General features: G+C 48.0%; 14 protein-coding genes. 10 read left to right on the top strand and 4 right to left on the bottom strand.

All coding sequences use genetic code 11. The features are described from left to right. Positions 1-42 precede the first annotated feature (42 nt). The 3 genes from AC6I8Y_RS14540 to AC6I8Y_RS14530 all read left to right on the top strand — a co-directional run bounded on the left by AC6I8Y_RS14540 (position 43) and on the right by AC6I8Y_RS14530 (position 3,077). Complete coding sequence (locus tag AC6I8Y_RS14540; protein ID WP_252012599.1) at positions 43-624, top strand: YecA/YgfB family protein; 582 nt, start codon at positions 43-45, stop codon at positions 622-624. 73 nt (positions 625-697) lie between these two features. Then, positions 698-1,849, top strand: coding sequence for a 2-octaprenyl-6-methoxyphenyl hydroxylase (gene ubiH / locus AC6I8Y_RS14535; RefSeq protein ID WP_498021523.1), 1,152 nt, complete (start codon positions 698-700; stop codon positions 1,847-1,849). Positions 1,850-1,856: 7 nt separating this feature from the next. Beyond that, on the top strand, positions 1,857-3,077 hold the full coding sequence (locus AC6I8Y_RS14530) for an FAD-dependent 2-octaprenylphenol hydroxylase (RefSeq protein ID WP_394150898.1): 1,221 nt from the start codon (positions 1,857-1,859) through the stop codon (positions 3,075-3,077). Positions 3,078-3,277: 200 nt separating this feature from the next. Here the strand turns inward: AC6I8Y_RS14530 and AC6I8Y_RS14525 are convergent, their stop codons facing one another. From AC6I8Y_RS14525 to ygfZ, 3 genes are all read right to left on the bottom strand, one after another. Further along, the gene (locus AC6I8Y_RS14525; protein WP_042473288.1) at positions 3,278-3,484 is read right to left on the bottom strand and encodes a DUF1107 domain-containing protein; all 207 of its coding nucleotides are present in this window, start codon (positions 3,482-3,484) and stop codon (positions 3,278-3,280) included. Positions 3,485-4,157: 673 nt separating this feature from the next. Beyond that, positions 4,158-4,622: an aminoacyl-tRNA deacylase gene (locus AC6I8Y_RS14520; RefSeq protein ID WP_498020420.1), complete on the bottom strand. Its 465-nt coding sequence runs from the start codon at positions 4,620-4,622 to the stop codon at positions 4,158-4,160. Between the two features lie 3 nt (positions 4,623-4,625). Then, positions 4,626-5,597: a tRNA-modifying protein YgfZ gene (ygfZ, locus tag AC6I8Y_RS14515; RefSeq protein WP_498021522.1), complete on the bottom strand. Its 972-nt coding sequence runs from the start codon at positions 5,595-5,597 to the stop codon at positions 4,626-4,628. A 227-nt stretch (positions 5,598-5,824) separates the two neighbouring features. On the opposite strand from ygfZ, the gene AC6I8Y_RS14510 reads away from it, so the two are divergent. Next, on the top strand, positions 5,825-6,085 hold the full coding sequence (locus AC6I8Y_RS14510) for an FAD assembly factor SdhE (protein ID WP_042473291.1): 261 nt from the start codon (positions 5,825-5,827) through the stop codon (positions 6,083-6,085). Between the two features lie 446 nt (positions 6,086-6,531). Here AC6I8Y_RS14510 and nadB read toward each other — a convergent pair whose 3' ends face one another. Continuing rightward, on the bottom strand, positions 6,532-8,139 hold the full coding sequence (gene nadB / locus AC6I8Y_RS14505; protein WP_498020419.1) for an L-aspartate oxidase: 1,608 nt from the start codon (positions 8,137-8,139) through the stop codon (positions 6,532-6,534). Positions 8,140-8,511: 372 nt separating this feature from the next. Here nadB and rpoE point away from each other — a divergent pair, with 372 nt between their 5' ends. The 6 genes from rpoE (at position 8,512) to lepB (ending at position 14,080) form a co-directional block, all read left to right on the top strand. After that, on the top strand, positions 8,512-9,090 hold the full coding sequence (rpoE, locus tag AC6I8Y_RS14500; protein WP_103882021.1) for an RNA polymerase sigma factor RpoE: 579 nt from the start codon (positions 8,512-8,514) through the stop codon (positions 9,088-9,090). A 14-nt stretch (positions 9,091-9,104) separates the two neighbouring features. Continuing rightward, positions 9,105-9,731 carry an RseA family anti-sigma factor gene (locus AC6I8Y_RS14495; RefSeq protein WP_128649335.1) on the top strand — a complete coding sequence of 209 codons (627 nt, stop codon included), beginning with the start codon at positions 9,105-9,107 and terminating at the stop codon, positions 9,729-9,731. Further along, complete coding sequence (rseB, locus tag AC6I8Y_RS14490; protein WP_234495132.1) at positions 9,728-10,708, top strand: sigma-E factor regulatory protein RseB; 981 nt, start codon at positions 9,728-9,730, stop codon at positions 10,706-10,708. Before AC6I8Y_RS14495 ends, rseB begins: the two co-directional genes overlap by 4 nt. Continuing rightward, positions 10,705-11,175: a SoxR reducing system RseC family protein gene (locus tag AC6I8Y_RS14485; RefSeq protein WP_498020418.1), complete on the top strand. Its 471-nt coding sequence runs from the start codon at positions 10,705-10,707 to the stop codon at positions 11,173-11,175. Before rseB ends, AC6I8Y_RS14485 begins: the two co-directional genes overlap by 4 nt. Positions 11,176-11,287: 112 nt before the next feature. Further along, on the top strand, positions 11,288-13,081 hold the full coding sequence (gene lepA / locus AC6I8Y_RS14480; protein WP_338165381.1) for a translation elongation factor 4: 1,794 nt from the start codon (positions 11,288-11,290) through the stop codon (positions 13,079-13,081). A gap of 102 nt (positions 13,082-13,183) precedes the next feature. Beyond that, a complete protein-coding gene (lepB, locus tag AC6I8Y_RS14475; protein WP_112460554.1) occupies positions 13,184-14,080 on the top strand; it encodes a signal peptidase I in 897 nt (298 codons plus the stop codon). The last annotated feature ends 7 nt before the right edge of the window (positions 14,081-14,087 follow it).

Raw genomic sequence — 14,087 nt, 5'->3', positions numbered from 1 at the left:
TCTTTTTACCGCTGACTACCCTACAGGACAACGAGTATCGTTATGAGTGAATCAACACTACCCGATTACATTGCGGTAGCGACAGAGCTACAGCAGGCAGGACTTGCCGTTTCCCCAGCAGAACTACACGGCCTATTGGTCGGTATGTTGAGTGGTGGTTTAGGGCTAAAGGATGACAGCTGGCAACCGCTATTGTTTGATTACACCAACGATGGCCTCGGTTGGCCGCAGTCATTATTGACTCGCTCAAGAGAGCTTCTTGATCTTTCCATCAAAGAGCTCACGGCTGAGCAAAGCTTTGAACTCGCACTGTTTATCCCTGGGGAAGGTGTGGAAGCCGATCTGTTCGAACAAGCAGATGGACTCAGCGAGTGGGTCAATCACTTTATCTCTGGCTTGGGGCTTATTAATGCCCAGCTTGCTAAGGCATCGGCTGACACCAAAGAAGCGCTCGCTGACTTAGAAGAGATCGCTAGATTAGGCATCGATGAAGATGATGATATGGAAGAGCAAGCGCAGTTGCTTGAGCAGGTTATTGAGCATGTTAAAGCGTGCGTTCTGACCATCCACGCTGAGTTTGGCGTAAAACCAAGTAAAGAATCAGAGACACCTACCATCCACTAAGGTCGGAGAGGGTTTGGCTACAAGGAGAATATCCGTGCCCAAAGAGTATGATGTTGTTATTGCTGGTGGGGCTATGGCAGGCGCAACGCTTGCCATGGCGCTAGATTCCAGCACTAATCATGCGTTAAAGATTGCGGTCGTCGAGCCATATGCGCAAGGTAATGCCGCTCACCCGGGCTTTGATGCTCGCTCTATTGCTCTGTCTTATGGCAGTGTCGAACTTCTGAAACGTTACGACCTGTGGCGTCTCATCGAGGATCACGCTACGCCGATCACCCATATTCATGTCTCAGACCGAGGTCATGCTGGAATGACCGACTTCCATGCTGATAAAGAAGGTCTGGATGCGATGGGTTATGTTGTTGAGTTGGCTGAAGTTGGGCAGCGGTTTAGCGATGAGCTAGCCACTCGCTCCCACATCGATTTGTTCTGTCCAAGCGCAGTAACACACCTTGTTCAACAGCAAGATAATGTGGTTCTTGACCTCACCTCAGACGAAGGTGACCAGCAGCTTCACGCTAAGCTGGTGGTTGCCGCCGACGGTGCAGATTCTGCAATTTGCCAAGCGGTTGGACTAGGTCAAGAGATTCGAGATTTCAATCAAGTTGCCGTTATTACGAATGTGCTGACTAGCGAGGCACCAAACGGTCGAGCGTTTGAACGATTTACCGAACATGGTCCATTGGCCTTGCTCCCAATGTCACAATCGCGCAGCTCACTTGTTTGGTGCTTGCCTCCAGAAGAGGCAGCGGATGTGCAATCACTCTCCGAGTCCGCGTTTCTTGAGAAACTGCAACAGGCATTCGGGTGGCGTTTGGGGAGGTTTACTCGCGTAGGCTCTGTGGTTAGCTATCCACTCTCGCTCAAACACCGTCCGCAAATCGTGAGTCATCGAGTGGCTGCGGTAGGTAATGCGGCACAAACTCTTCACCCGATAGCAGGGCAAGGCTTCAACCTGGGAATTCGCGATATTGCGACTCTGGTCGATTCGTTACTGGAAAACCTTAAAGATGTCGGCGAATACGCTAATCTAACAAGGTTCCAGGCACAACGTCAGTCGGATAGAGAGCTGACGATAACCATGACATCAGGTTTGGTGCATGTATTTTCCAACGATTTGCTCACGCTTCGTGTAGCTCGAAATCTTGGATTGGCAATGATGGACAATTTCCCACGTCTGAAGACGCCAGTGTTCAACCGAGCGTTGGGCGTGGTGAAAAGGTAAGGCAAAGATGCAAAGTTTTGACATCGCCATTGTAGGTGGCGGAATGGTGGGGCTGGCGCTAGCGCGTGCCCTAAAAAATACCGGAATTCGAATCGCAATTGTGGAAGGCTCTCAACCTTCCAAAGATTTGAGTGGAGATCCAGATATTCGCGTCTCCGCACTTAGCCGCGCGAGCGAAACTATTTTAAAAAATCTGGATGCATGGGAAGCGATCCAAAATCACCGCTGTGCACCTTACCAGGCGATGGAAGTGTGGGAGCAAGATAGCTTTGCACGTATTGAATTCTCTGCCAGCCAAATGTCTCAACCGAACCTCGGTCATATTGTTGAGAATCGTGTGATTCAGTTAGCGCTGCTAGAACAGGTGGAACAGCAAAGTAACGTGACGCTATTTATGCCGCACCGCTGTCAATCGATGGCGATTGGTGAGAGCGAGGTTTGGACCACACTGGATAACGGTCAGTCCTTTACGAGCAAACTCATCGTTGGTGCAGATGGCGCCAACTCTTGGGTTCGTAAGCAGCAAGATATTCCTCTGACGCATTGGGACTATGGTCATAGCGCTTTGGTTGCGAATATTTCGGTAGAAGATTATCACCAGCGTGTCGCTCGACAGGTGTTTACCTCTCAAGGCCCACTGGCTTTCTTACCTATGGTGGATGATAACCTTTGTTCCATCGTGTGGTCGACAGATCCAACGCGAGCAGAAAAACTCGCAAAGATGTCAGATGCTGAGTTCAACAAAGCCCTGACTGCTGAGTTTGATAGCCGTTTAGGTTTATGCCAAGTTCAGTCTGAGCGACGCGTTTTCCCGCTGACCATGCGTTATGCTCGAGATTTTGCAACTGAGCGCGTTGCTTTAGTCGGTGATGCGGCGCATACGATCCATCCGTTAGCAGGGCAAGGGGTCAATCTTGGGCTGCTTGATGCAGCAAGCTTAGCACAGGAACTGCTCAAACTATGGAACTCAGGACAAGACTTGGGTCGCAAACGTCATTTAAGAGAGTACGAGCGCTGGCGTAAAGCCGAGGCGGCGAAAATGATTGCTGCGATGCAGGGCTTTAAGGATCTGTTTGAAGGCGATAACCCAGCCAAGAAGTTATTCCGTGGTATCGGTATGAGCCTAGTAGGGCAATTGCCAGGGGCAAAACAGGAAATTATGAGTCGGGCATTGGGGATGCGAGGTCGCTTACCTGAGCTTGCAAAAGCGGTTGTGAATCAAGATTAATCGTAGTCTCTGATCCAAAAGCAAAAGGACAGCATGAATGCTGTCCTTTCTTAATTTTGTTGTGTTTTTCTAATGCGCTGATTCTAATGAGCCTATGCTTGCGAGCCTATGTTTGCGAGCTTAGGTTTGCGAGCTTAGGTCTAACGCGATGCTGCCTTGATGTTGATGAGAGCGCAGCGAGATTATGACTAAACTTTCAGCTATGCGTAGGCGCACCTCAGTTTCATCACTTCTTGATTTACTTCTTTTACGGCTTGAAAGTGGCGTTTCTCTGCACGCTCAGGGATGATCAATTTGCCGTTATCGAACTCAAAGCCACCGAGTCCATAGATGTAGATCTTTCCTTTAAACAATCGACTTATATGTTTAGCAATCATACCTGGCGTATAGCGCTTAAACAGTCTCATTTAGCCTTCCTTATCGTGTTACCTAGCATTGTCCTAGCTCGAGAATTATAGATAAAACCCTAGCTAAATTGTGTGATTGAGAGGGCTTAATTTGTCCTCTATCGGGGTCACTTTTTGGTTTTGTGGTACGTTTTGCAATTCTTCCACTTGCCAGCCTATTCCGCGTGATACCTAGCACAAAAGCGCGTTGAGGGGGCTTCCATTTATTTCGGTATCCTGTTTCAGATAGGCTAGTCACTAGCAAACGAGAATCAACATTATTCTCCAGTAGTCAGTGAGGGAGAAAAGCGCACCTTTGCTATTGCTTACGGATTAATAGACCGGAGAAATCAGAAAAAGTTGTCACCAGACATAAACTTTTACAGATTGAGTGAGGGCGATAAAGTCGATACTAGCAGGTAAAAAAAAGCCCGCACAGCGGGCCAAATGTCACAGATGCATTACACAAAAGTGGAGTTACTGCACTAGGCAGAGATTCACTCTAGTGTGATATTCAGTTCGTCGTGACGATGAACTGAACACAAAACCACCATATCGTAATTTTCACTCTGTGACTATTTATGCTGAATAAATGTATAACTTTTCATTAAGGTAAGTGATAAAACTCGACGGTTCTCACAGTTCCTTGCGCAGAGTGAACAAAATATTACATAAGATCCCGTTTAATTGGGCGCTAACGAATGATGTCACCCCATATTGGAGAGCAGTTCTGAACCAGATCGCTAAGGGCGAGCTCAATGCCCGCAATGCGCTTACCGCTGCTAATTGTCACTGTGGGTGTGGTTTGGAGCGAATGATCAAAGAGGACTGGCATTGGGGTCTTGATAAGTAGGGGAGTGACTGTCCCTATTTGATAGCCGGTTAGCGACTCAATTTCTTTGCTATCGACACACGTCATGCGCCGGGACTGGAGCTGTGCTCGTACTTTCTTTGGGTCAATTTGGCGATCACCCGGGCAACACGCGAGGGCATATTGATTGCCCATGTCTCTGAGTACCATGGTTTTCACCATCATATTGGGCTTGATACCACGTAATAACGCCGCATCTTCAATGGATACGGCCTCTCTAGATTGCATAAGGACACGAAACGCAATGCCATTTCGTGTCAGATACTCAGTAATCGGGGTGTTGATCATCTCTTATTCTTCATCCAGCGGATAAGGAGGAAGTGTCAGCGATAGGCGACTTTCTGGCTGAGACGATAGACGGAACTCAACATCTTGCTCAAGGTTGTTGTTGACGATAATAGAGGCAAGCAGGGTGTTGTCATCGTATTGGAATGTAGCTAGGACATCGCCCGCTTTACGCCAGTTTTCGCCAACCGAACGCTCAATAACGATCTCGTCACCATCTGCGACCGGCGCTGGTAATGTGCCTTTTACCGTTGCCAGCATGCGCTTGTTGATCCCACGGTACTTTGCTCTTGCTACGGTTTCTTGACCTGTATAACAGCCCTTGCTGAAACTTATACCATCCAGTGCTTGCAGGTTAAACGCCTGAGGAATGTGTTGGCTTTGCATAGCATCTGTCAGTGTAGGTAGGCCCTGCTCGATATCGAACTTGGTCCATAACGCTTCTTGAACCCAAGTGAGTGAATCCTGGCTTTGTAGCGCAGAGACAAGCTCAGCATCAGCCAGAACAAACCATCTCTCTTCGGATACTTTTACCGCAGTACTGCCATTGTGTTGTCTTACGTCGCCGCTCACAGGGAAGTGCTGCTCGATCCAAGCGCTCGCCTGTTCGCCCAGCACGCCAAAGCAGGCTTTATCACTTTGGGTAAACTCGACCTTAGAAAATACCGCATACTTTTTCAGTTCTGCGAGTTCTTGAACAATCGCGCTCTGAGGCTGAAACATTGCGTAGCCTTGCTCGGTATGAAATAGGCGGAAAATACTCCACACTTTGCCTTTGGCATCACAATGAGCACCCAATGTTGACTGCTGAGGCTCAAGCGAGACCACATCACACGTTACTTGACCTTGAAGATAAGACTTGGCGTCGTCTCCCGATAACTCAATGGCGCCCCATGACGTTAGCGGCGTAAACATTAATGAAGGTAGCGTTGTCTCTGGCGTTAAAGATAGTGCTTGAATGCTTGGTTGCCATTCCATAGATTGTGATCTCATTGTTAAACATAGTGGCTATGTTAATCCTCACCGTGGCATTTGTCAGCTTAAACTGCGCAGGATAAATGGGGTGAGGACGAGGGAAGCAAATAAGATTGAGTGTGTTGCACGAAATCTTGTGAGCAAAGTTGAGTTTGTGTGATACAGAGTGTGGTGGGGCATGCACTTGCTTGTTACACTCGGCTCATATTGAGTAGTAGATGGAGATTAGAATGTACTCTAGTGAAGAAAAAGCGCGCATCAAGTGGGCGTGTCGTAGAGGTATGTTGGAGCTCGACGTGGTAATTATGCCTTTCTTTGAGGAGTGCTTTGATACTCTCAACGATCAAGAGCAACGAGACTTCGTATCCCTGCTAGAATGCGATGATCCTGACCTGTTTACCTGGGTCATGGGGCATGGACGTAGCGAGAATCTTGGCCATGCGTCAATGGTCGACAAAATCGTGGCACATAACCTAAGCAAAGTGCGTTAATTCTGTTGTCTGGGGGGCAGGCATCGACTCATTACCTTGACCTGCTCCTTCATTCTTCTGCTTTCCCCTTCTATATTGATATCAGTATCAGGCTATTCCTCTGTAGCCTAATCGTCTTCTCGCCTATTCCTTTGGTCATTGTGCCAGTTGTTTTTACTTTTGTTATGACCTCTTCAATGCTCAGGCCCTGTGTTGTTGGACGGCTGCTGCTTAAAGACGAGGTTTGGTATCTAAACAGTGAGGCGCTGAGAAACGTACAGTTTAGTCTCGCGTTATCGCCCTGGGTGATTGCGATAAAAGATAATCGATATGGTTGGCGTCTTATCTGGCGCTCATCAGCTTGTGAAACCAGTTATCGTCACTTAATCGTGAGCATAAAAAAGCAGCCAATGTAGCGGCTGCTTTTAAAGGTAGGCGAGTCGAATCAACGATTCGTTGAGTGCTCGTTACTCATTAGGTGTCAGAATAGTTGGCCCGCTGTTCTCTAGCATATCTGGGTAATCTAGCGTGTAGTGAAGACCACGACTTTCTTTACGCTGCATCGCACAACGAACCATCAGCTCTGCAACCTGAAGAAGGTTACGAAGCTCGAGTAGGTTGTTGGATACCCTAAAATTGCTGTAATACTCATGCGTCTCTTGCTGAAGCATTTGAATACGGCGCAGCGCTCTTTCTAAGCGTTTGTCGGTGCGAACAATCCCCATGTAATCCCACATAAATAGGCGCAACTCGTGCCAGTTATGCTGAATGATAACCTCTTCATCAGAGCAGCTGACTTGGCTTTCATCCCAGTCTGGAATAGCATCAACCACGCTCGCATCGTCAAATTTGGTCAGGATATCTTTCGCCGCTGCCCAGGCATAAACCACACACTCGAGCAGTGAGTTAGATGCCATACGGTTGGCGCCGTGAAGACCCGTGTAGCTCACTTCACCAATCGCGTATAACTGGTCGAGATCGGTTTGACCGGTTTTATCTACCATGACGCCACCACAGGTATAGTGAGCGGCAGGAACGATAGGGATCGGCTCCTTGGTCATGTCAATACCCAGATCTTGCAAGCGCATGTGAATGGTCGGGAAGTGTTTAATAATGAACTCTTCTGACTTGTGGCTGATGTCTAGATACATGCAATCTGCACCAAGTCGCTTCATTTCAAAGTCAATAGCGCGAGCGACCACATCACGCGGCGCAAGCTCTTCACGCTCATCAAAATCAGGCATGAAACGAGTGCCATCTGGGCGTTTTAGGTAAGCCCCTTCACCACGCAGTGCTTCCGTAAGCAAGAAGTTACGCGCGTCTGGGTGGAAAAGGCACGTTGGATGGAATTGATTGAACTCTAGGTTCGCAACGCGGCAGCCTGAACGCCATGCCATCGCGATACCATCACCCGATGATACATCAGGGTTTGAGGTGTATTGGTAGACCTTAGAGGCACCGCCTGTCGCGAGGACCACGAATTTAGCGCGCACGGTTTCAACGTGTTCTTGGTTTCGGTTCCAGATATAAGCACCGACAACCTTGTCTTTGCGTCCGCCGACTTTATCTTCGGTAATAAGATCGAGTGCATTATAGCGTTCAAAGATCTCAATGTTTGGATGGCTTAATACGTTGTCTTGAAGTGTTGTTTGCATCGCCATGCCTGTCGCATCGGCGGCGTGCAGAATTCGGCGATGGCTATGACCGCCTTCACGAGTTAAGTGGTAACGAGGGGCTTCGTCTTTGGCCGTTTCAACTTGATCAAATGGAACGCCACCGTCGATGAGCCATTGCACACACTCTTTCGCGTTCTCGGCAATAAACTGCACGGTATCTTGTTCGCACAGCCCAGCACCAGCAATATTGGTGTCATTGACATGAGATTCAATGCTGTCTGCTTCATCAAAAACAGCCGCAATACCGCCTTGGGCGTAGTAGGTTGCCCCTTCACTTAGCGGGCCTTTACTTAAAACAATAACCTTCGCGCGCTCAGCAACTCGAAGCGCAAGAGAAAGACCAGCAGCGCCACTTCCTATGACTAAAACATCACAAAGATGTTCTCGGTTTGTGTTCATAATTCTATTAAAATCCTGACCTATAGTAGAGATAGCAAACTCTACTCAGCTAAAAGTGCACGATAGGAAGCTGCCTAATGCAGCTGGCGAAGGGCACTTGCTATGAGGATTACCACCTTGAGTAACACATTGAAAAACTCGTTGTGTTGCGGCGTTAAGTAATCCATTCTAGAGAATTGACCCCATTGTAGTTGACGCCAAATCACATTGTGAATGATAAATAACAAAAAAATGCAGAAATTTTGGAACTTTCCAAATTGCATAGAGTCACAATAGTGCTCATGTTAGCGGTGGTGTCAAGACTACATTATGCATAATTAATACTCATATCTGAGAAGGTAAGAGTAATAACGAATAGGAGTGAACGCTCGCATGAACGAGCAGCCGACCGATCAGGTGTTGATTGAGCGCGTTCAAAGTGGAGATAAACAAGCATTTAACCTATTGGTTTTGCGCTATCAAAACAAGGTTTGCAATCTCATATCAAGATACGTGAGCAATTCGGGCGATGTGGCGGACATAGCCCAAGAAGCATTTATTAAAGCGTATCGAGCGATCCCGACGTTTAGAGGCGAGAGTGCCTTCTATACTTGGTTGTATCGCATAGCAGTGAACACCGCAAAAAACCACATAGTGGCACAGAGTCGAAGACCGCCTGCCAGCGATGTGGATGCAGAAGATGCCGAATTTTTTGAAACCGGTAACGCTTTGAAAGAAATTTCGAACCCTGAGAACTTAACGTTGTCGAACGAATTGAAGCGAACAGTTTTCGCTGCAATTGAAGCGTTACCAGAAGACTTAAAGACTGCGATGACCTTGCGTGAGCTTGATGGTTTGAGCTACGAAGAAATCGCAGAAGTAATGGATTGCCCAGTAGGAACGGTGCGTTCGCGCATCTTCCGTGCTCGTGAAGCGGTAGAGAAGAAGATTAAGCCTCTTCTTCAACGCTAAAACTAGTTACAACTATGGTGAATATAATGGCTGACAAACAGAAGCTTTCAGCATTCATGGATGGAGACTTGATCGATGACGCGTTAATTGAAGCGTTAGAGAACGATCAGGAGAGCAAAGAAGCCTGGCAAAACTATCATCTGATTGGTGATGTGATGCGAGGTGATGAGCCGCAGAGTCTGGATTGGAACATCGCTGAAAGCGTGGCGCTAGCTCTTGAAGATGAGCCTGCGCATCAAAGCGTGAACACCGAAACGGTTACTCCGATTGAATCACAACCAACGCCTTCACAGGCGAAGCGTCAGTTGCCAGCGTGGCTCACGCAGTTTGGTCAAGTGGGTATTGCGGCGTGCGTATCCATGGCTGTGATTCTGGGTGTTCAACAGTTCTCTGGCCAAGATGCAACGCAGCCAGAGATTGAGCAACTTCCTGTTTTACAAACGATTCCATTTGCCGGTAGTGCAGAGCCAGTGAGCTTGACTCGTGACTCAGTCGCTAAGACGAGTTCAAACGAAAGCGCTAACGTGCAAGAGCAGCGTCGTCGCATCAATGCGTTGCTGCAAGACTACGAGTTGCAATTACGCTTAAACAGCGAAGACCACGCTTCGCTGAATACGGATACAGAATCGGTAATTGAATGAAAAAACTTCTGACCAGTTCGTTATTGCTGTTCAGTTTGTTTGCTAACTCGGCCTTTGCAGAAGAGGAATCTTCTGTAGAGGCTTTGTTGCATCAGATGAATGAAGCCAGTCAGCAATTGAACTACGAGCTGTCTTATATCCTTATCAAAAAGAGCAGTATCGAACCTCTGCTCTATCGTCATGCGACCCATGAAGAGCAGCAGCTCGCCCACTTAGTCTATTTGAGCGGTCCTGTCCGAGAAGTTATCCGACGCGGCAACGAAGTCAGCTACATCGAACCTGGTGTTGATCCATTTACGATTGAATCGGGTAAGATGGTGGCACCATTGATGCCACTACTAAACAGTGACATCAAAAAGCTGAGTCAATACTACGACTACGTTAGAGTTGGACGTGCTCGAGAGGCTGGCGCTGCGGCGCAGGTGTTCAGAGTAGTACCAAAAGATGGCCTGCGTTATTCCTACGTATTGTGGGTGGACGAAAAGAGCAAACTGCCACTGCGCGCTGACCTATTGGATCGTGATGGCGAGATCTTAGAGCAGTATCGCGTGATCTCATACAGCATCAACGATCACATTGCGACTATGCTGAGCTCATTAGATGAGGTTCAGCTTCCAGCTGTGTTGTCTCTTCCAAAAGGCAACATCGAGAATACGTTCTGGCAGGTGGGTTGGGTGCCAAGTGGTTTCAATCCGAAAGACTTGAATCGCTACCGAATGATAGCTTCAGAGGATGTAGTGGAAAGCCAAATGTACACCGATGGGTTATTTAGCTTCTCGGTCTATGTGTCTGAGCGTGACAGTAACTCTATGAAAGGGCAACTGATTCGCCAAGGGCGCCGCACCGTACACAGCATAGTGACCGGCGATAAACAGATCTCTGTTGTTGGCGACATTCCTCCAGCCACTGCGCAGCGTATCGCACAATCTGTTAAACTGAATAAAGTACAGCAAGCAGATGAAGGCGTAACCCCATGATGACCGCTCTTGCAACGGTGACCTCGGTGAAAAGCCGTGGTCATCGTTACCAAGTCGAATTGAGCTGCGACCAACAAACCAGTTGCAGCTCTTGCCAATCAAAAAATAGTTGTGGAACCGGCATTGTCACCAAAGCGGTCGGTAACAAACAGCTGAACTGGCACCTACTGACCTCCAAAACCGTCAACCCAGGCGATGTTGTCGAAATCGCGTTTCCAGAGAAAAGTCTGCTGCAATCAGCAGCATTGATCTATTTATTGCCGCTACTGTTTCTGTTTTTGGGAGCGATGGCTGGCCAGTTGTGGTTGGCGCCCTTGCTTGGCGGCAGTGAGCTGGTGGTGATTGGTTTTTCAGCAATTTCTGCCTACCTTGGCTTCAAACTCGCGAAAAAATGGGTGTCACCGATGGAAGCGGCATCGCATCAACAGGTTGAATTGGTGCGGGTGCTCGGGCAGTCCATTGCCTAAATAAGGTGCGAACCGCAACGAAATTGGGTAGAATCTGCCAACTTAATTGAAATGCGTGTTTTTTCCGCTATTTCATTCCCTAATTGTTTAAGAGTTTAGCTACACCAAATCTATGAAGCACATTCGTAACTTTTCTATTATCGCCCACATTGACCACGGTAAATCGACGCTGTCGGACCGTTTGATCCAAGTTTGCGGCGGCTTAAGCGACCGTGAAATGGCGGCACAGGTTCTTGATTCTATGGATCTAGAGCGCGAGCGCGGTATCACTATTAAAGCTCAGAGTGTTACTCTGGATTACACGGCGAAAGATGGGGAAACCTATCAGCTAAACTTTATCGATACTCCAGGACACGTTGACTTCTCATACGAAGTATCACGTTCATTGGCGGCTTGTGAAGGTGCGCTACTGGTGGTTGATGCGGGTCAGGGCGTTGAAGCTCAGACACTGGCGAACTGCTACACCGCGATTGAAATGGAACTTGAAGTGGTTCCAGTTCTTAACAAGATCGACCTTCCTGCAGCAGAGCCAGAGCGCGTAGCTGAAGAGATCGAAGAGATCGTCGGTATCGACGCAATGGAAGCGGTTCGCTGTTCAGCGAAGACCGGTCTAGGTGTAGACGATGTTCTTGAAGAGATCGTAAAAGCGATCCCTGCGCCAGAAGGCAACCCAGACGATCCACTGCAAGCGCTAATCATCGACTCTTGGTTCGATAACTACCTTGGTGTTGTTTCTCTAGTACGTATCAAAAATGGCGTGCTGAAGAAGAACGACAAGATCAAAGTAATGAGCACCGGTCAGGTTTGGGGTGTAGACCGTCTTGGTATCTTCACACCAAAACAAGTTGATACGACTGAGCTAAATACTGGCGAAGTAGGCTGGGTTGTATGTGGTATCAAAGACATCCTTGGCGCGCCAGTGGGTGATACACTGACCACGGCTAAGAATGGCTGTGAAGTGGCACTACCGGGCTTCCAAAAAGTTAAACCACAGGTATACGCGGGTCTATTCCCAGTATCGTCTGATGATTACGAAAACTTCCGTGATGCACTAGGCAAACTGAGCCTAAACGATGCGTCACTGTTCTATGAGCCAGAGAGTTCAGCTGCACTTGGTTTCGGTTTCCGTTGTGGCTTCTTGGGCATGCTTCACATGGAGATCATCCAAGAGCGTCTAGAGCGTGAATACGATCTAGACCTGATTACGACAGCGCCGACGGTAGTCTACGAAGTAGAGAAAACTGATGGTTCACTTCACTATGTTGATAGTCCAGCGAAACTGCCGGCAACCAACGACATCGAAGAGATCCGTGAGCCAATCGCACGTTGTAATATCCTAGTACCATCAGATTACTTAGGTAATGTGATTACGCTTTGTGTTGAGAAGCGTGGTACTCAGGTAGACATGGTTTATCACGGCAACCAAGTGGCTGTGACTTACGATATCCCGATGGCAGAGGTGGTACTCGACTTCTTCGACCGTCTGAAGTCGACCTCTCGTGGTTACGCATCACTGGACTACAACTTCCAACGCTTTGAAGCGTCGAACATGGTTCGTGTGGACGTACTGCTTAACGGCGATACGGTTGACGCATTGGCGATCATTACTCACAAAGACCAGTCTCAGAGCCGTGGTCGTCAGTTGGTTGAGAAGATGAAAGAGTTCATCCCTCGCCAGATGTTCGATATCGCGATTCAGGCTGCGATCGGTAACCACATCATTGCGCGCTCGACTGTGAAACAGTTACGTAAAAACGTAATCGCGAAATGTTACGGTGGTGACGTGAGCCGTAAGAAGAAACTGTTGAAGAAACAGAAAGAAGGTAAGAAGCGTATGAAGCAGATCGGTAACGTCGAGCTGCCTCAAGAAGCGTTCCTTGCGATTCTACACGTAGGCAAAGACTAATTCTTTTGCCTCACGTGGCGACATAATACAGCAGAAGTGAAAGTGCTCAGTGAGTGCTTTCACTTTCGTTATTTTTAAAGATACGAAAATTAAGGGAATTGAATGGCTAATACCTTCTCATTGATCCTCGTCATCGTGACGTTAGTGACTGGTGTCGTTTGGGTTTTGGATAAGCTCGTATTGAGAAAGCAGCGTCAGCAGAAGCTGGCAGATATCCAAGCGCAAGCAAATCAAATTGATGATGAGACCGCAAACAAAGCGGTCGCACCATCTTGGTTTGTTGAGAATAGTGTTTCAATCTTCCCTGTGATTGCCTTTGTTTTGGTGTTGCGTTCGTTCATTTACGAACCATTCCAAATCCCATCAGGCTCAATGATGCCAACGCTACTGGTTGGTGATTTCATCTTGGTTGAGAAGTATGCCTACGGACTAAAAGATCCAGTATGGCGCACTCAGCTAGTTGAAACTGGCAAACCTGAGAGAGGCGATGTTGTTGTATTTAAGTACCCGCCGCAGCCAAACATCGACTACATTAAGCGTGTCGTTGGTCTGCCGGGTGATACGGTTCGTTACAGCGCTCGTAAGGACATCTGTATTCAGCGTCCTGGCGAGTCAAGCTGTAAGCCGGTTAAGCTGTCTAATGTCCAAGACAGTCCGTTTATCCAAAATGGTATCCCGCTTATCCAAATGGATGAGAAGTTGGGTGAAGTAGGTCACCAGGTATTGGTGAATCCACTGCGTCGCGACCGTGTTGATCAATATCAGCCACGCAATGGCGTGAACGAATGGGTTGTGCCAGAGGGTCAGTACTTTGTGATGGGTGATAACCGTGACAACAGTGCCGACAGTCGTTACTGGGGCTTTGTGCCAGAAGGCAACCTAGTGGGTAAAGCGGTTGGCATTTGGATTAGCTTCGAATTTGAACGTGGTGCAGACAGCATTCTGCCTACATGGATCCCAACCGGTGTCAGATTTAATCGCATCGGTGGAATAGACTGAACGAGAG

The sequence above is a fragment of the Vibrio sp. KUL78 genome (assembly GCF_059725505.1).
This window is presented reverse-complemented; position numbering and strand designations above follow the sequence as displayed.